At 60.4% G+C, this 16,771-nt stretch carries 15 protein-coding genes and 4 pseudogenes; 6 read left to right on the top strand and 13 right to left on the bottom strand.

Annotated elements, in window-relative coordinates:
- The first annotated feature begins 1,086 nt into the window (after positions 1-1,086).
- The 3 genes from CO655_RS32010 to CO655_RS32000 all read left to right on the top strand — a co-directional run bounded on the left by CO655_RS32010 (position 1,087) and on the right by CO655_RS32000 (position 4,339).
- The gene (locus tag CO655_RS32010; protein ID WP_245424003.1) at positions 1,087-2,220 is read left to right on the top strand and encodes a phosphoribosyltransferase domain-containing protein; all 1,134 of its coding nucleotides are present in this window, start codon (positions 1,087-1,089) and stop codon (positions 2,218-2,220) included.
- A gap of 112 nt (positions 2,221-2,332) precedes the next feature.
- Positions 2,333-3,433, top strand: a complete 1,101-nt coding sequence (locus tag CO655_RS32005; RefSeq protein WP_097667886.1) for a cysteine protease StiP domain-containing protein — start codon at positions 2,333-2,335, stop codon at positions 3,431-3,433.
- A 156-nt stretch (positions 3,434-3,589) separates the two neighbouring features.
- Positions 3,590-4,339, top strand: coding sequence for a hypothetical protein (locus CO655_RS32000; RefSeq protein ID WP_097667885.1), 750 nt, complete (start codon positions 3,590-3,592; stop codon positions 4,337-4,339).
- A gap of 209 nt (positions 4,340-4,548) precedes the next feature.
- On the opposite strand, the pseudogene CO655_RS31995 reads toward CO655_RS32000, so the two are convergent.
- Positions 4,549-4,943, bottom strand: a pseudogene (locus tag CO655_RS31995) (DUF4334 domain-containing protein); the annotation flags it as partial.
- Between the two features lie 17 nt (positions 4,944-4,960).
- Here CO655_RS31995 and CO655_RS34620 point away from each other — a divergent pair.
- The 3 genes and pseudogenes from CO655_RS34620 to CO655_RS31975 form a co-directional block, all read left to right on the top strand.
- Positions 4,961-5,078, top strand: a pseudogene (locus CO655_RS34620) (DNA polymerase IV); the annotation flags it as partial.
- An 818-nt stretch (positions 5,079-5,896) separates the two neighbouring features.
- A pseudogene (locus CO655_RS31980) lies at positions 5,897-6,542 on the top strand (FHIPEP family type III secretion protein); the annotation flags it as partial.
- Positions 6,543-6,582: 40 nt separating this feature from the next.
- A complete protein-coding gene (locus CO655_RS31975) occupies positions 6,583-7,497 on the top strand; it encodes a pectate lyase (protein WP_097667884.1) in 915 nt (304 codons plus the stop codon).
- Between the two features lie 60 nt (positions 7,498-7,557).
- On the opposite strand, the gene CO655_RS31970 is transcribed toward CO655_RS31975, so the two are convergent.
- From CO655_RS31970 to CO655_RS31915, 12 genes and pseudogenes are all read right to left on the bottom strand, one after another.
- Positions 7,558-8,355 (bottom strand): EscU/YscU/HrcU family type III secretion system export apparatus switch protein, encoded by a 798-nt coding sequence (locus tag CO655_RS31970; RefSeq protein WP_097667883.1) that lies wholly within the window; start codon positions 8,353-8,355, stop codon positions 7,558-7,560.
- Positions 8,342-9,151, bottom strand: coding sequence for a flagellar biosynthetic protein FliR (locus CO655_RS31965; RefSeq protein ID WP_097667882.1), 810 nt, complete (start codon positions 9,149-9,151; stop codon positions 8,342-8,344). Before CO655_RS31965 ends, CO655_RS31970 begins: the two co-directional genes overlap by 14 nt.
- A gap of 10 nt (positions 9,152-9,161) precedes the next feature.
- A complete protein-coding gene (locus tag CO655_RS31960; protein WP_097667881.1) occupies positions 9,162-9,431 on the bottom strand; it encodes a flagellar biosynthetic protein FliQ in 270 nt (89 codons plus the stop codon).
- Positions 9,432-9,496: 65 nt separating this feature from the next.
- Positions 9,497-10,150 carry a type III secretion system export apparatus subunit SctR gene (gene sctR, locus CO655_RS31955; protein WP_097667880.1) on the bottom strand — a complete coding sequence of 218 codons (654 nt, stop codon included), beginning with the start codon at positions 10,148-10,150 and terminating at the stop codon, positions 9,497-9,499.
- The gene (sctQ, locus tag CO655_RS31950) at positions 10,150-11,169 is read right to left on the bottom strand and encodes a type III secretion system cytoplasmic ring protein SctQ (protein ID WP_097667879.1); all 1,020 of its coding nucleotides are present in this window, start codon (positions 11,167-11,169) and stop codon (positions 10,150-10,152) included. Before sctQ ends, sctR begins: the two co-directional genes overlap by 1 nt.
- Positions 11,166-12,485, bottom strand: a complete 1,320-nt coding sequence (locus tag CO655_RS31945) for a FliI/YscN family ATPase (RefSeq protein WP_097667878.1) — start codon at positions 12,483-12,485, stop codon at positions 11,166-11,168. The genes sctQ and CO655_RS31945 overlap by 4 nt, the downstream gene beginning before the upstream one ends.
- A complete protein-coding gene (gene sctL, locus CO655_RS31940) occupies positions 12,478-13,041 on the bottom strand; it encodes a type III secretion system stator protein SctL (RefSeq protein ID WP_097667877.1) in 564 nt (187 codons plus the stop codon). Before sctL ends, CO655_RS31945 begins: the two co-directional genes overlap by 8 nt.
- A complete protein-coding gene (locus CO655_RS31935) occupies positions 13,038-13,667 on the bottom strand; it encodes a hypothetical protein (RefSeq protein ID WP_097667876.1) in 630 nt (209 codons plus the stop codon). Before CO655_RS31935 ends, sctL begins: the two co-directional genes overlap by 4 nt.
- 2 nt (positions 13,668-13,669) lie before the next feature.
- The gene (sctJ, locus tag CO655_RS31930) at positions 13,670-14,500 is read right to left on the bottom strand and encodes a type III secretion inner membrane ring lipoprotein SctJ (RefSeq protein WP_097667875.1); all 831 of its coding nucleotides are present in this window, start codon (positions 14,498-14,500) and stop codon (positions 13,670-13,672) included.
- Positions 14,497-14,973, bottom strand: coding sequence for a hypothetical protein (locus CO655_RS31925; protein ID WP_097667874.1), 477 nt, complete (start codon positions 14,971-14,973; stop codon positions 14,497-14,499). The genes sctJ and CO655_RS31925 overlap by 4 nt, the downstream gene beginning before the upstream one ends.
- A 50-nt stretch (positions 14,974-15,023) precedes the next feature.
- Entirely contained in the window at positions 15,024-15,281 is a 258-nt protein-coding gene (locus CO655_RS31920; protein WP_010068575.1) for a hypothetical protein, read from the bottom strand.
- A 303-nt stretch (positions 15,282-15,584) separates the two neighbouring features.
- Positions 15,585-16,771: pseudogene (locus tag CO655_RS31915) on the bottom strand (hypothetical protein); the annotation flags it as partial.

The raw sequence follows: 16,771 nt of genomic DNA, 5'->3' as shown, positions 1-16,771 counted from the left end.
AGCATCCGGTGGTCCAACGTTTGGGAGCGGTTCATCGCCGCCGAGGCTCTAATCGCCGCTGGATGAAAGTTCAGTGGCAGGTCACGCAGGCTCAAGACCCTCAAGGGCCTCACACTACGAGTTCGTCTGCAAGACATAGACTTCGCAGCCTGAACGTTTCACCCTCGATCCGCTCCATGAAAACGCCGGGACTGAACAACGACGGCTGAGTGCAGGCATCAAGACTTAAGTCTGTCGTAAAGCAGACAAAGCGAATACAAACGTGGTGCGAACTGTCGGCTATTGGCTGACACGAAGATGCAGAACCCTCGACGTGTTGGAGGTGCCCCAGGCACCTGCTATCATCGCAGGTTGGGGCCAAGGCTGGCCTGCTCTGATCCCCGGTAGTGGGTGGGGTACACCCTGCCGATTTCAATGAAGCCACGCCTTTTTTCCCGGCTGATCTCGTCCCCCGTTCAAAGGCCCAACCGCCACGTCAGCAGCGTTTAGGCGAATATGCGCTCCAGCATCTCTCTTAACTGCAGCGCTTCGCCGCCATCTGAGGTTTCGCGACCGCACGCGCTTGCCATGGCAGGTCCCGCAATCCGTCGCCCAAAGCCGTTATGGATGCAACACGAAATTTCCCGGCAATCTGGACATCTGCCGCGTGAGACCTGGAATGCAATATTCGAGTTCTGGTGCCTATTCAGCTCGCATTCGTGCTGCATGTCCGAGTGGCACGTCCCTTGCTTCACTTCATGCTACTGATTCACCGCAGAGAGCGAGGATGAACTGACGTAAACTCTATTTCTATCGCCCCAGTCGCTTTGTCGGAGATGGGTCACGAGCCGCATCGACGGGGCAGGAAGGCCTCAGATCGGGATTTAGCCCCAACGAAGCTGAAACCAGGGAGGCGCTCGCGCCGTGCTGGCCTTCGCGCCAAGGGCCGGCGAATTTCCTGCGATATCGTGGCGCGGATGCACTCTGAGCCTCGAGAGGTAAGTGCTACCCTGCTCGTCAACGAGACGCCAATGAGCGTGCGGCGTCACGGAAACATATGGCACGGATTTTTTCCACGGTAAACGTCCGTACTTTCGAAAGCTGGCAATGGTGAATCCTCCAACATACTCTGCGCAACTCGCCGACGGCACTATCTCGGTTCACGTGGATCGAAGCCTTGTACCCCCCATTGAGATGTTCGGCTTCGGGCAGCGAATCAACCCTAACCGCTCGTTTCTGTTTGTTTCCAAGGTTCTTGGTCGATTCCTGCCGATCCGCCCTTCGGTCATGGGAAATGCATTCGACCTCCTTGCACGTCAGATTCCTGCCGATATTCCTGGTCCGGTTTTGTTCATCGGAATAGCCGAAGCGGGCATTGGCCTTGGTGCGGGTGTCCATCGGCGGTTCCGCGAACTCACTGGTCGCGGCGATGCAATATATATCTGCTCCACTCGCCATGATCTTAAACTGCCGCTGCTGTGCGAATTTGAGGAAGAGCATAGCCATGCCCCGCGGCACCTCCTGCACGAACCATGCGAGGCAAGGCTCCGCGACTTGGTTCATGGTGCGACCGGCTTGGTACTCGTTGACGATGAGGCTTCGACAGGTAAGACATTCGCCAACATCTTCGCTGCCCTTCCCGCAAAAATTCGTTTGAAGCTGAAGCACACAGTCCTACTTACGCTTACCGACTGGTCAGAAGGCGCTGCCCGCGCGGAGATCACGGGAACAGTCAGTGAGGCTACTATCGTTTCCGGACGGTACAGTTGGACTCCGCGTGGGGATTTCACGGCAGCTACTCCTCAGGTCCCTTCCTTTGACCGTCCTAAGCGGCCCGAGGTCTGTCCCGACGTCGCTCGAGACTGGGCGCGTCTCGGCGTCGTCGATCACTTGCAGGGTCTCAATGCAAACGCTGCCGATGACGGGATTACTCTCGTACTCGGAACGGGCGAACACGTGTGGCAGCCCTTCCTGCTTGCGGAGCGCTTGGAAAAGGAGGGCGCTGAGGTTTTCTATTCATCCGTGACGCGTTCTCCCCTGTCGAAAGGCCACGCGATCGGTTCAGTACTTTCGTTCTCCGACAACTACGGCGGAACGGTTCCACATTACCTCTACAACGTCGATCCAGCGCTGTACTCGAAAATTATACTCTGCTCGGAGACAGGCCCGGAACATGTCTGTGCCGGCCTGATGTCCGCACTGGGCGATCCCATTGTCCTTTCAGACGTAGAAGGTGAATGAAGCCGCCTTAGGCCATGCGGTGCCGCTTCGAAATCGGCTCACTCGATCGGACATTTCCGCCAGTCCACAGCGACACAACACTGCTGTCGCGTTATCTAAGGACATCACTCCCATGGGGGATACCTATGACAGCATCGCCTCCCCTGCCACACTAGGCTCCTACGCCGAATACGACGTGACGCTCCTTCTCAAGAGAGTGGATATTCAGCCTACTGACACGGCCACGAGGGAAGAGGCCATCCAATCCGGGCGGCGGCATTACTCGGAAATGATTTCCGCCGAGATGGCCCCGACCCGCGAATACATGGAGCTGTTTGCTAAGGCCATGGCCACTGGTGGCCCGCGCATGGGCGCCGAGACGGCACGCCTCGCCCTCGCGATCGTGCAGTCGGTCGAGGGTCCGATTACCCTTGTCAGTTTGGTCCGCGCCGGCGTGCCCTTCGGCATCCTTCTCAAGAGGGCCATCGCCTTACTCGGCCGGGACGTCGGACACTACGGGTTGTCGATCATTCGCGACAAGGGCGTTGACGACGAGGCTATGCGCCACATTCTGGCCAGGCGTCCTGTCGAGAGCATCGTCTTCGTAGATAGCTGGACGGGGAAAGGAGCAATTGCGAACCAACTCGAAAAGAGCTTCAAGGACTACTCAGATCGGCCTGCGCGGCTAGTTGTATTGGCCGACCCCTGCGGCTGCGCATGGCTCGCCGCATCGGGCGACGACTGGCTTATTCCCTCCGGAATGCTAGGATGCACCGTATCCGGGCTTATCAGCCGCTCGATCCTCAACGCTGCGCTCGTCGGTCCCGGTGACTTCCACGCCTGCGTCCAGTGGGACAATCTCGCGGAACACGATATTTCCCGATCATTCGTGGATGGTATGTGGAATGATGTCTCCACTGTGATTGCAACCGAAATCCCGAGCGTCTGGAGTATCGAGACCCGCCGGGCGCATCGCGATGCCGCCGCCGCTGCCGTCGCCTGGGTGATGGGGGAGGACGCCGTAACGAACATCAACCGAGTAAAGCCGGGCATTGCGGAGGCGACCAGGGCCATCCTGCGACGTGTGCCGGAAAAGGTGTACGTCTCGTCGCCAACCGATCCAGAACTCGCGGCCCTCATGTACCTGATCGACAACAAAGGCGTCCCGTATGTCGTCTCCCCTACAAAGATCGCCCCCTACCGCGCCGTCACGCTGATCCGGCACGTCTCCTAATCTCCACGTATGTCTACTTACGAGCTCGGCGCGCAGGTCAAGGAAACTGAGATGGGACAAATTCCGTATCGTAATTCATTGCCAATGGAGAATCCGCGAAAGCTCACATCTGGCAATCGATCAGATATTTAACCAGTCGCATTTTGGAGTACGCATATGAAGCCCATTGCTCTGGTGGACCTCGACGACACCTTGTTTCAAACCAAGAAAAAGATACCGGAGATTGCGGAAGCCGATCTGGTATTGGCGTCCAAATCCATTAATGGAAGCAACTCCTATATGACGAAGATTCAAGCTGCCTTTGTCGAGTGGCTGCTCGTCTCCACGGAGGCCATCCCGGTTACGGCGCGCGGCTCTGAGGCTCTTTCGCGCGTTACGATCGCGTTTGAAAGCTACTCAATCTTATCGAACGGTGCCGTCATCCTCAAAAAGGACGGCAAGCCTGACGCCGAATGGCATGAGGTCGTCGCAAGGGAGCTCCGGCCGCTTGCCGGCTTTTTCGATAAGCTCCTCGATGAGGGCAGGACCAACGCGAGGGAACTTGGCGTCGACATTCGGTGCTGGTCGGTGATGGAGGCTGATCTCGCGACATATGTTGTCTTCAAAGAGATTAACGGAGACGGCTCACGTCTTGAAGAGATTGTGCCGATCATTAGAGAAAAACGGGGTTGGGTTCGACACCACAACGGCAATAACCTTGCGCTAGTTCCGCCTGCGATCTCAAAACGGGTGGCCTCACAATTTCTGCTCAAAAAGCTTCGGACGGAGCATCCAGGTCGCCCAGTGATCGGCTACGGTGACAGTGTGAGCGACTTCTCCTACCTGTCCCTCTGCGACTGGTGGGGCGCTCCGGGTAACTCTCAAATGACAGACCTTGTCGTTTCCGCTGTTGCGCGTGAGAGATAGGTGACACGCGTACTGCGAACGTGGTGATATGTGAGGAGGTGCAGGAATGATCCTGCACCTCCAGTCTTTTAGTAGAAACTTCCTATGTGTAAAACGCCGCGCCATATCGCGGTAAGAACCATGGCAAGCGCGGCGAGGATCGCGAGATTCCCGTCGGCTTTTACCACGAGTACGTAGAGCTTGTATTTCAGCATGATATGACCTTTCGATTAGCTCATTAGGAACCGCCGTCTCGACGGTTCCTGCCTTACTTGCGCAGAGCGAAATTTCGCGCCCATGATCCTCTCGGCGTCGATCCGCCGGAAATGGTCGACGATGGGTTGATCGTCATAGACCATGGCCGCGCTCTTGACGCAGCCGAACATCATGGCCTTCAAAGACGCGACCGGGCCCTCGCCCGCAGCCGGCGCTGGAGATAGTAAAACAGGTTGCTTGCCACACGCGTCCTGTCGATCTTATAAAAACGCAACGTTAGCCGAAGCGGGATCCATTTGGGATCCACGGCAACCAGCCGCCGGTCTCCCGCTCGAAACAGCAGCACATCGGTGCGCATGTCCGGCGTGAACCGTTTGCCGAACCAGCCAAGATCTTCGAGCACACCATCGGACGATGCCCCGTCGATTGGCGACTGTCTATCCATTCAAGCGGCCAGTGCGGCTGCTCGGCGTCACGCTTTCAACGCTGACGACCTCCGATCGGCAATGCACGACCCCAGTCCCAACTTGATCTCGGGCTCTGACGGCCCATCGCCCCGAAATAGAAAAGCCTGCCGCGGGAGGAGGTGCGGCAGGCTTTCCTAAAAGAACCGAACGGCGACCTGGGAGGAGGAGTGCCGCTGTTCCCACAGACGTCCCTTTGGGAGGAGGAGTGGGCCGTCTAAACTTCGAAGCGTTGCGGGAGGGAGCATCGCTTCGATGAAAATAGCAATACTCGGGCCAGCGCCATGAAGCCAGCGTCTATGTTGCACTGCAGCTATGCACCCGCCGCAACAATCGGCAGGACATCGAGCATTCCTACCCCTGATTTTGTCGGCGGCTCTGCCGCTGTTACAGAGTGGAACCGCTACAACGTCAAGTTCGATATCGAAAGCCCCAAGAAGGCCGTGACAGTTCGCGGCGGCCCTGCCGTCATGGAAAGTAGCGCCGCTGGAGACGGTGGCCGGCAGCTAAGCTGGATCGGTGCGGTTCGCGACAGTCATTAGGGGACACCCGGTGACAGACAGTATGAAGTGGCAGTCGCTCCCAGAAGCGCAAGATGTTCTGCGGGTATGTTTTCACCGTTAAGACCCGGCTGTACAATCCCGATCCGGTACTCGATGAACGTGCGTCGGGCAGCCTTTCGAAGCGTGGCCAAGTCATTCAGGCTGCCTCGAATGAAACGGGCCCGGCCCTTAAGATGCGATGTTTCTCTCACGGTCAGGTGGTTGATGAGGTTCTTCAAGCTCCATGTCCCCTTCACCCCCTTCTGTGCTTGACCGCAAACGAGGTAAAGATTGTCCGCCCGGCGCCCCATTACTGCCTGCGAGTATTTCAGATGCCAGAGAAGTACGGTGACGGTATCGTCCGTCTCCTCGATCGCCACGACGTCCGCGCTGTTCAGCGTCGACGATGCCGCGCAGTGGCTCGGCAGCCTCGAACCGCGTCTGGGAAAACTGGCGATCGACGTCGCCACCCAGGTGCCGCTGATGCTGACGGTCGCGGTCGTCAGGCGCCTGCTGGATTCCGGCGTGACGCTTTCCCAGCCCCGCGGACTTCTGGAAGTGATGCTGCACGCCGGCACCGATCACGCGCCGGACGCCCTGGCCGAAATGGCGCGGGCCGCGTTGGTCAAGCAGATCGCCTTCGGGCTTCTCGACCGGCGCGGATTGCTGCCGGTGCTGGTGCTTCCCGCCGAATGGGACCATTTCATCCGATCCTATGAGGCGGGCGGCGCGACCGAGAAGATCGAGATCGCTGAAAGACTGCGCCTGCTGGCCGAGAAATCCAGACAGGCTCTCGAGGACGCCAACGAGCGGGGATACGATCCCGTCATCATCGTGCCGGGCGAATGGCGTCTGCTCACTCAGATGCTGATGATCCGCCACAACTGCCGCATTCCGGTGCTGGCGGTGGAGGAGATCGACAGGGATGTAACGGTCGAAACCGTCGGAGAGATCGGCCAAATCCGGAACGCTGCCGGATCAAAACAAAGGTCGAGCGCATAGACCAGGTGCGGTAGAAGCGACCAACAGGGGGACGAATGCAATGCATGGCGTAGATGGACAAAGGCCCATAGACTTCGACAGAAACTCCCATTTCGACCTTGAGTCCGGTTGCCATGGCGGCAGCAATAGGACCGACACGGATTTCACCACCAGCCGAACCCGCAAGGTCTCGCCCTTCGAAGATTTCTCCGGCAACCCGCCGATGCTGACCTCTTATGTGCCGAAGTCCCCGGGAACGTCGCAAAACGGCATGGATTCCGATCCCAAGGATGTGCTGCGCAAGCACATCAACTGGCAGTCCGACTCCAAGAAGGTGGATCCCTCCGACGAGCAACAGGCCACGACTTTGCAGACCACGGCGGAAAAGCCCGACCTCTCGAAAGAAGGCAGCGTCATCACCGTCAACGAGCCGATCGTCGTGGATGGCGGCGTGTTCGACGGCAAGGGCGCGACCTATACGGCCTCTTCCAAGCTCGGTGATGGCGGCCAGTCCGAAACCCAATCGCCGCTGTTCATTCTCAGGAACGGCGCGACGCTCAAGAATGTCAATCTCGGCGAGAATGGCGCAGACGGCATTCACGTCTATGGCGGCGCGACGCTCGAAAACGTCAATTGGCAGAATGTCGGCGAGGATGCGCTGACGGTCAAAAGTGCCGGCGACGTCACCATTCTCGGCGGCTCGGCCAAGGGCGCGACCGACAAGATCTTCCAGATCAATGCCGATACGCATTTCTATCTGAAGGATTTCGTCGCTGACGGCTTCACCACGCTCGTGCGCACCAATGGCGGCAAGCAGATCGACGCCGACGTCACCATCGATGGCGGCGCATTCTCCAACGGCAGCAACGTCTTCCGCACCGACAGCTCGCTGGCCAGCGTGACGTTCCTGTCCGATATCACGCTGGACAAGGTGAAGAACTGGACGCGTGTGGGTGACAACCAATCGGGCGTTTGAGATATCAGACCACCGGGACGACAAAGTGAAGAAAAAGCGGGCGCCTCAAGCTCCCGCTTTTCATCTCTGCTCCGGCCCTTGCCTGCGCGGCGGGCCGTTGCGCATTTCCGCGCCGATCTGCCGGCGCGCCGATTTCAGCTTCGGGTCACCCTGGGTATCCTTGTATTCACGCCGCGCTTCGGTCTTGGTCATGCGGTGTTCGTGCCTGAACAGCGCACGCGAAATGCGGATATCGAAAAACGCCGCCGCCACCATGATGCCGGCGGCAATGACGAGGATCGAGCCGAGGAGATGGGCTGCCGTGGAGAGCGAACATGCTTCTCCGCAAAGAGGCGACCAGAAGATGCTGTTGAGGAAATAGAAGATCGCACCGCCGCCGGCGGCCGCGAGCAGGACAAATTTGACCAGCCCCTTGATGAACTCGGCGATGCTCGCGAGCGAAAAAAGCCTCTTGATGCCGTCGAACGGATTGAGCCGATTAAAATCGAAGCTCATATGTTTGAACGACACGGGAAAACCCTGCGCGTCGAGGATTGAGGCGAGGATGGTGGCGGCGAGACCCATCGCAAGCGGCAGCCAGATGAGATCGAGCAGCGCCACGCCGGTTTCGCTCAAGCCGACAGTCACGGCGTCGGAGAGGTCGGCCCGCGCGGCGGATTGTAGACCGGTATCGAAACTGCGGGTGAAATCCTCGAGGATATCAGGCAAGCCCCAGGTGACATAAACGGCGATGGCGAGGACGGAGATCGCAACCGGGATTTCCTTCGAGCGGGGAACCTGGCCCTCGCGCCGAAGCCGATCGAGCTTCACCCGGCTCGGCGGCAGGGTTTTTTCCTCGGTATCGTCATTTTTGGCCATCAGCCACCTCCAGCATGGCTTTCACCTCGTTGAATCCATCGATCCAGAGATCGTGGAAATAGCTGGAGATGAAGGCCGTGTAGACGACGAGAATGACCACGACCGCGAAGTTCTTGATGGCCGGCAGGCTGTCGTTCAGCGGGAACTGCTTCGACGAGCGGCCGACGAAGGCCAGCGACAATTCGAGTGCGCAGGTGACGATCATGAACGGGGCGGCAAGCAATCCGGCCGCCTTGAACAGCCGGCCGAAAACACCTGATATCATGTCGAGCGGATCGTCGGGCATGGCGGGTGCCAGCTTGAAGAGTGGCCAGAGCTCGAAGGATTTGTAGAAGATCGCGACCAGATCGATGATGCCGCCGGCGCTGACGAAAATCACCAGGGCGATCGACATCATCAGCGAGCCGAGCGGCGCGGTTTCCAGCGCGTTGATCTGGTCGAAGAGATTGGCGGCATTGGCGCCGCGATAGACATCGGTCATGTCGCCGGCCGCCTGGGCCGCCCAGAAGGGAATGCCGAGCCCCATGCCGATGAGCACCCCGAAGCAGAGCTCCTTGATCGAAAGGGCGGCCAGATCGAACCAGGACGTATCTCCCAACGCCAGCACCGAATAGGCGAAGGCGACGGAGGGCGCCGAAAGGCCGATTGCCAGGCCGAAACGCAGAATGCCGACAATGCTGAACAGCGAGAAGATCGGGAAGATCAGCAGGATGCCGAGCGCGCGGGCGGCGCCGAGCATGGCTGCGGCCGGAGCCGCGACCTCGATGCCGACGAGCGGAAGATGATCCGGCCCCATCCGCTTCGCCTCACTGAACCATGGTCGGGAAGTCGTTGAGGATATGAACCGAATGTTCGATCAGCGGCGTTGCCAGCACCCGGCCGAACAGCAGAAGAGCGATGGAGATCACGAAAATCTTGACGATCTGCGCGATGGTCTGTTCCTGGATCTGCGTCGCGGCCTGGAAAATGGCGATGACGAGGCCGAGAAGCGCGGCGAGGCCCAGAATGGGGCCGGCAAGGGCGAAGGTCGCCATGACAGACATGCCGATTTCGGCTGCGACCTGATCCTCACCCATGGCGGCAAGCCTTTCCCGTGGGCGTGGCAGGCGCCCGAAGCAGTGCTTTGGTGAAGGCGAGATGCTCACTGCGCATAGGACAGCACCAGACCTTCCAGCAATCGCCGCCAGCCGTCGATCGAAACGAAGAGCAGCAGCTTCAGCGGTGTCGACACCACGGTCGGGGACATCATCTGCATGCCGAGCGCCACGAGAATGGCGGAGACGGCGAAGTCGATCATCAGAAAGGGCAGATAGATCAGAAATCCGATTTCGAATGCCCGCGTCAGTTCCGAAACGAGGAAGCTCGGCGTCAACACCGTGATGTCGTCGGAGGCAATAGGGGTAACCGGCGCATTCGCCCAGATCTTCTGCGACGCCTGCACGAAAAAGTCGCGGACCTCGGCGTCGGAAAATTTCAGCATGAAATCCTTCAGCGGTGCCGCCACCTTGATCATGCCGTCCGCCATGCCACTGACCGTGCCGAAATCGCCGCTATGGGCAAGCAGCAATTGCCAGCTGTTTTGCAGCACCGGGTTCATGACGAAGGCCGAGAGCACGATGGCGATGGCGAAAACCAGGAGATTCGGCGGCGTCTGCTGGATGCCGATCGCATTGCGCACGATCAGCAGGACGACCGAAATCTTGGTGAAGGATGTCGCGATCACGGCGATAACAGGCAGCATCGAGATCGCCGCCATCGCCACGAGGCTCTGGGCAAGAGGAAAACTCTGTTCCATCAGTCGTGCAGCGCCGTGACGCGAACGGCGCTCAATCCATCCACGGAGATGATTTCGCCGCGTCCGATGACACGGCCCTGGGCGATGATATCGACGGCATCCGTCAACGGCCTGTCGAGGTTGAACACGTAGCCTTCGCCGATCGTCTCGAGTGTGCGAAGCGGAAGCTCCAGCCGTCCGGCATCGAAGACCAGCTTGATCGGGATGCTGTCGACAGGCGATGGCCGCGGCTCGCCCTGCAATTCCTGATCGACGGTTTCATTCGTCATGAAATGCCTCATTGGTCCGGTTGGCGTCGACAGCAGCGGCTCGGTGAGAACAGCGCCTTTGTCCGATCGCATGCAGGTTGCAAGGTAACGTTCGCCGGTGATCGCGATGACGGCCTCCGTCGCCGCCCCATCGATGACTATGCCGTCCCCCAATCGCAGGGATTTGATCTCACCGACCGACAGCACGGCATAACCGCGCCGGATGCTGACCGTCATCGTCAGGGCATCGAGTGTGCGGCGCGGCAGGCGGCTCGCCCAGCCGACCAGCCCGGCAAGGAAGGTTTCATCGAAGCGGCCGCTCAAGGGCAGGCTCATGCCGTTCCAGCCGATTTCGAAGCCGAAATTGCCGCTGAAATCCAGCTGCGGCTCTGCGCCGATCTGCAGCAGCGACAGGCTGATGCCGATCTTGTTCTCGATTGCCTCGAAGGCCTCGGCGAACTGATGTTCGACCACCGCCGCCTGTTCGTGCGGCGACAGTTTTTCCCAGAGGAGCAGCGGTTCCAGCCTTTCGGCCAGCAACCGCAATGCTCCGGCCGAAGCAATCAGCATCTGCTCCCGTTCGCCGACGCGGCAGAGAATACCGACCGGATCGGCGATCCGCCCGGCTGCGATATCGGGGGACAGCGGGCGAACGGAAAGCGTCCGCTCCCGGACTGGAATTTGCCAGGCGGCGCGCATCATCGTGCCGGAGCGGGAAAAGAAGCTCTCGGCCATCGATGACCGGGGCCATGCGGGTGCTGCGATATTCATCGGACAAGCTCCTCAAGCGCTTCGACGATTGCGCCGAACGACTGCGGCTTGCGCTGACCGTCAAACAGGAACCGCTTGAGGAGGCCGTGTTTGGCGACGGCCTCGTCGACGGCGGCATCGCGTCCTTGGCGATATTCGCCGACGCGGATCAGCAACTCCACTTCGTCATAAAGGGCGAGCAGGGCGCGCAGCCTGTCGGCTGCCCGCCGATGGCTTTCGCTGACGACCGCGCTCATCGTCCGGCTTCGGCTGGCCAGCACATCGATCGCCGGAAAATTGCCCGCCCGGGCGATCTTGTCGGAGAGCACGATATGGCCATCCAGCAGCGACCGGGTTTCCTCGGCGATCGGATCGTCCTGCTCTTCGCCTTCGACGAGCACTGTGTAGAAAGCCGTCATCGTGCCGTTTGCGCTGTTTCCGGCGCGCTCGAAGATTTGCGGCAGGACGGCGAATACGGAAGGCGGGAAGCCGCGCCGCACCGGCGGTTCGCCTGCCGCGAGCCCCACTTCGCGTAGGGCGCGGGCCATGCGGGTGACGCTGTCGATGACGAGCAGCACATGTTTTCCCTGCTCGCGAAAATGCTCGGCGATCGCCGTTGCCGTCATCACCGCCTTGAACCGCTCCAGCGCCGGGCGATCGGATGTGGCAACGACCAGCGCCACATTCGAGGGAACGCCTTCCGGCATGTTGCCGGCAACGAATTCGCCGACTTCGCGTCCGCGTTCGCCCACCAGGGCGCAGACGATCACATCGGTCTTGCTGTTGGCGACGATCTGGGACACCAGCGTCGACTTGCCGGCGCCGGGCGCACCGAAAATACCGATGCGCTGGCCCTGCCCGCAGGTCAGCAATCCGTCCACGGCGGCAATTCCCGAGGTAAACGGCTGCCGGATCGGGCGGCGCGACAGGGGATTGACCGGCTGGCCGTAGAGCGGCTGCAGGAAGCGCGCATCATCGCCGGCAGGATTGGCGGAGGGACGCAGGACATTGCCGTGTGCATCGACGATCGCGCCAAGCAGGAAATTGCCGACAGAGATGGCCGGCTCCCGGCCGGTCGGGACGATTTCCGTGCGCTGGGAGATGCCGCGGGTTTCGCCGTGAAGCGAGAGAAGCGCCGTCTCGCCGTCGATGCCGACGACATCGGCAAGGCCGATACGGCCCCTGCCCGGCTCATGCAGTTCACAAAGCTCGCCGATCCTGACTGAGGGGATGAGGGCCCGCACCAGCAGGCCCGAAACACTCTTTACGCGGCCGCTCTGCCGCCGCACTTCCGTTTGTTCGAGTGTCCGCTCCATCCGCAGCAACGCGTCAACCATGGACGAGAGCCTCGATCACGGTGGCAAGCTGATCTTTCAGGCCGATCTGGCTTCGTCCCGCCGATGTCTCCAGGACGATCTCGCCTGGAGACATCAGCGGATCCGTTTCGACGGTGATGCGATGATCGATATCCGCAATCGCCCGGGCGATCATGGCGGCATCCTCGGGGGCGACATGCAGGGCGATCGCCTGGGCCTCTGCGGTCTGAGAGATGGCGTGGCGGACCAATCGCCTCGTGCGCTCGTCGGCCTCCATCGATCCGAGGATCAACCCGACCGATTTCAGAACCACCGCCTCGACCCAGCTGTCGAGCCTGGAAATCTCCTGTTCGGCCTTTCCGAGCGAGGCGGCAAGCCGCGCTGCAGCATCACGAACACCTTGTTCGAACCCATCGCGATAGCCGTTTTGGGCGGCCTGCTCGCTGGCGGCTGCAAGTGTGGCCTGGGATTGGGCGGCGTCCTGGCGGGCAGCTTCCAGAATTTGCGCCGCCTCTCTGATCTGGCCGAAGTTTTCCGCTGGAATGATGCGGTCGTGGTGTGCAAATACCGAGCTCATCGTCCGGCGCCTTCCTGTAAGGAGGCGACCTCGTCGACGGCCGCCGCTGCCAAGGCGAGCGCCGGGCTCTTCAACAGGGAAGCCGAACCGTTTTCGGCCATATCGCGCCAGCCCGCCGACCGCCAGGCCGCGGAGATCCGGTATTCGTCTGCCAGAAGCGCCAGCATCGACCAGCCATCGGCCTCGACGACATGTCTTGCCGGCTCGCTCAACAGATCGAGCCGCGGCGTTGCTGTGGAAAGATTGATGTGGCCGAGAGCGAATGCGACCGCTTCCTCGCCGTAGGCAGCCCGGAGTTTCGCAAGGGTGGGGCGATCGAGCGCGGCGCAGAAGGCCGCGAGGTGATAGGCGAGGCCCGCCCGGATCGCTGCCTTTGCGCGTCCGTCTGGGCTCATAGAAATCAGGCGGCGGGCGGCGTCGGGAAATGTGGCGGGATCGCCATGGGCTTCGGCGATTTCGGTGAAAAGCCGCCGATGCAGCCGCGGCGACAGGCTAGCCCCATCGGCCAGGAGCGGCGCGGTCCCATCCCATCGGGCGACCGTCAGCATATCCGCGGAGAGCAGCGCCGCCTTGCGGACCTTTGCCGCATTCGAGATCGCCTCGCCGTCGGAACGCGGCGCGCGCATGCTCAGCGCTCCTTCCGCTGCGGCAATAGCAGCAGCAAGCATGCCCCGATGGCGAGGATGATTGCGCCTATCACGGCCAGATTGGGGCCCTTTAAAGCAGAGAGAGCGCTTTGCACCATCGAGAATGGCGCTGCGGCAGGTGCCGGCGTCACTGGTGCTGCTGGGGCGGGCGCTGCGGCTGTGGCAGGAGCCGCCGGCGCGCCGACCTCCGACCAGGGGCTGACCACCACCGAGACATCTTCGTAAGAGAGATCACGGATGCTGTTGACCAGAACGGATCGGCTTTTCATGTCGATCTCGTTGAGATTGGCGCCGGGGCGATATTGCAGCACGGCCGCCGCCCTCGCCTTCTCCTTGATGAGCCCGCGGCCGTTCTCCTCCGGTAACACTACATGGACGCGCGCCGTCGCCACGCCGTCAAGCCCGGAAAGTGTTTCGGCAAGTTGCTGCTCGATGGCGTAGCTCATCCGGGCTTTCTGTTCGTAAGGCGTCACGAGGAAGCCGTTGCCGGGAAAGAGTTCGGCGACATTTCCGAACGACTGACGCGGCAGACCAGCGCCCGCCAGCAACTCGATCGCCCGGGCATGATCGGCTGCTTCAGCGGCGATCGCATAGGTCCCGCCCTTTTCGCTCTTCATGGTGACGGAAATGCCGGCGCGTTCCAGCAGCACCTGGGCATCCAGCGCATCGCGCTGATCGAGTCCCGTCAGCACATCCTGGCTGCAGGCGGCGAGGAACAGGCAGAGAGCGAGCATGGCGGCCTTCGGAAGGACTTTGCGCGCGGGCGAAGTGATCGATGATCTCGCAAGGGCCGATGTGATCATGATGTTCACTGGCCCTGCGTCAGCCGTTTGGACGAGGACATCACCGACTGGGTGAGCGACGACAGCAGCGTCGTGCCGGTCGCGAATTGCTGTGATTTCTCCAGCCGGTCGATCGATGTCGTGATGTCTTCGATCTTCGGGCCGCTGTGATCCTTGTCCGCGGCAAATCGCACCAGCGGCGTCTCCGGCTGGCCGTTCCCGGCCACCGGCATGAAGAATGCCGACAGGCGGTCGAGAATGCTGGAGGGCCTCGTATTGCCTTCCGGCGAATAGGACGGAGGAATGGCGTCGGAGTCAGGCGCGATCTTGCGGCCCTGGGTGTTGGGAATGGAGGTGAGTTCGGTTGGTCGAAGGCCGGCGAAATCCGCCGGCTGCAGCCCGATCCGCTCCGCCACGATCTCCGAGGTCTTCAGCACATTGCCTGTCGATACGCCGTCGACGGGCGGCGTAAAGGCGCGGCCGGTAAGTTCTTCTCCACTCATTGCAATTCCTCAACTCGGTACACGTCAACTGCAAACGATGAACGGGAACGCTACTCGTCGCTGCCTTCGTCGATCGCCTCCTTGGCGAAATTGAAAAGCGAATTGTTCAGCATCAGGGTGTTGGAAATCATGCCTGGCAGAAACGCGTCCACGGCAGCGGAGAGAATCTCGCTCTCGCTGTTCGGATCGACCTTTTTCGTCGTGCTGCCTGTGGTGTCCTTGGAACCTGTCTTATCAATCGTCAGTTCCACCGAGACAGGGTTTGCAGGCGCCAGGTTCAGGTCGGAATTCACTGCATCTACGGCCATATGAGCACTTCCATCAAGGAGTTATCAAAATGAATGCATGATTTGATATGGATAAAAAAACGGCCGGTCAATTGTTTAAACTTAACCGATGGTTAATTTCGGAAATTACAATCGGCTTTGACAACTTTCTCGACCTTTATATTAAAACTGAACGTTTTTATCCATAAAGCGCAGCAGATATCCAGATTGCGCATGAAATTCATACTTAAATTTATTGCTATCAAATGTTCACAGGCCCGACCGCCTCTACGCCAACCGGGCCTGTGAGTACCCAGATATTTGGTGTTGCGAAAGCGTCCCGGATCAGCCCACCGCCGTACCGCGGCGCTTCTCGATATCGGCGATGATCGCGTCCCAGTTCTCAGGGGTCAGCTCGCGCTGTTCCGGGTCGCGGGGCGCGGGGGCGACGCCGCCCTTGGCGCCGACGCGCTGACCTGTTTTGGCGTAGATGCCGACCGTGTCGTTGACAGTGCGCTTAAGCATGTCGTTCATCATGTCGGTCTGCTTGTGGAAGGCTTTTTCCTGCTTGATGCTCTGGTAGATGGCAAAGCCCGCCCAGGCCGCCCAGGACACCGCGCCGGCGATCGCGAAGGCGAGCGAGAAGCCGCCGGAGACGAGCGCTACCGTTGCGCCCGTGCGCCCGAGGAAGGTGGAATTCACCAGCATATTGGCAACGCCTGCGATGCCCTCGATCGCGCCGACCGTGTCCGCCGCGGTTCCAATACCCATGAAGATGAGATCGACCGGATCGCCCTTGCCACTGGTGAGCCCCTGCAGGAACTGGTAATATTCCACCGGCAGCCAAGCGACGCCGGCAACGGCGCCAACCGTCGTCCCGGTATTCTTGAAAAAGGCGGAGAGCACGCTGCGCTGCGCCCGCGCCAGCTCGTCGGAAACGCCGACGAGTGAACTGATCCCATCCAGCAGCGAAAAATTCGAGGCTTTGATCGCCGAGCCGAGCGCACTGCCCATGTGCGCGAGAGCGCCAAGGGCGTGCAGAACCACGATGCCGATGCTGTCCCAGGTCGGGCTCGTCATGTTGAGGCCGGCATAGATGGAGCGGGATGCGGTAAGCACCGACATCACGCCGGAAGAGAGCGCCGCCTTGTATTTGACAGGATCGACCCCTGCCGGCGCCGCCGTCGCGGTCTTGTCGATCAGCTTGGCAAGGTCGGCCTTGATCGTTTCGACGCTGCCGCCCGGTCGCATCGTCGCCCAAAGCGCGGTGAAGATCGTCGTGAAATTGGTCTTGTATTGCGCCATGGCATCGGCATTGCCCTTGAACAGGGTTTCCGCCAGCGCGTCGAGGCTCGGGGCGATGATCTTCTTGATCGCCTCTTCGGCGGTCTTGCCGTCGACGATGATTGGATCGATCACATCCGTGCCGGGCATCAGCGTCTTCATCAGGCCTGACATGGAAAGTCCCATGTCCTTGAGGCTCGATGTCAGATATTCGCTGTCGATATAGGGCAGATCGAGACTTTGGATGG

The organism is Rhizobium sp. M1, from assembly GCF_002531805.1.
Lineage (GTDB): Bacteria > Pseudomonadota > Alphaproteobacteria > Rhizobiales > Rhizobiaceae > Rhizobium > Rhizobium etli_C.
This window is presented reverse-complemented; position numbering and strand designations above follow the sequence as displayed.

What these genes read in the sequence shown, in the direction of transcription:
- CO655_RS32010 (WP_245424003.1), top strand. Translation starts at nt 1,087, where the DNA reads ATGGTGAATCCTCCAACATACTCTGCGCAACTCGCCGACGGCACTATC.
- CO655_RS32005 (WP_097667886.1), top strand. Translation starts at nt 2,333, where the DNA reads ATGGGGGATACCTATGACAGCATCGCCTCCCCTGCCACACTAGGCTCC.
- CO655_RS32000 (WP_097667885.1), top strand. Translation starts at nt 3,590, where the DNA reads ATGAAGCCCATTGCTCTGGTGGACCTCGACGACACCTTGTTTCAAACC.
- CO655_RS31975 (WP_097667884.1), top strand. Translation starts at nt 6,583, where the DNA reads ATGCATGGCGTAGATGGACAAAGGCCCATAGACTTCGACAGAAACTCC.
- CO655_RS31970 (WP_097667883.1), bottom strand. Translation starts at nt 8,355, where the DNA reads ATGGCCAAAAATGACGATACCGAGGAAAAAACCCTGCCGCCGAGCCGG.
- CO655_RS31965 (WP_097667882.1), bottom strand. Translation starts at nt 9,151, where the DNA reads ATGGGGCCGGATCATCTTCCGCTCGTCGGCATCGAGGTCGCGGCTCCG.
- CO655_RS31960 (WP_097667881.1), bottom strand. Translation starts at nt 9,431, where the DNA reads ATGGGTGAGGATCAGGTCGCAGCCGAAATCGGCATGTCTGTCATGGCG.
- sctR (WP_097667880.1), bottom strand. Translation starts at nt 10,150, where the DNA reads ATGGAACAGAGTTTTCCTCTTGCCCAGAGCCTCGTGGCGATGGCGGCG.
- sctQ (WP_097667879.1), bottom strand. Translation starts at nt 11,169, where the DNA reads ATGAATATCGCAGCACCCGCATGGCCCCGGTCATCGATGGCCGAGAGC.
- CO655_RS31945 (WP_097667878.1), bottom strand. Translation starts at nt 12,485, where the DNA reads ATGGTTGACGCGTTGCTGCGGATGGAGCGGACACTCGAACAAACGGAA.
- sctL (WP_097667877.1), bottom strand. Translation starts at nt 13,041, where the DNA reads ATGAGCTCGGTATTTGCACACCACGACCGCATCATTCCAGCGGAAAAC.
- CO655_RS31935 (WP_097667876.1), bottom strand. Translation starts at nt 13,667, where the DNA reads ATGCGCGCGCCGCGTTCCGACGGCGAGGCGATCTCGAATGCGGCAAAG.
- CO655_RS31925 (WP_097667874.1), bottom strand. Translation starts at nt 14,973, where the DNA reads ATGAGTGGAGAAGAACTTACCGGCCGCGCCTTTACGCCGCCCGTCGAC.
- CO655_RS31920 (WP_010068575.1), bottom strand. Translation starts at nt 15,281, where the DNA reads ATGGCCGTAGATGCAGTGAATTCCGACCTGAACCTGGCGCCTGCAAAC.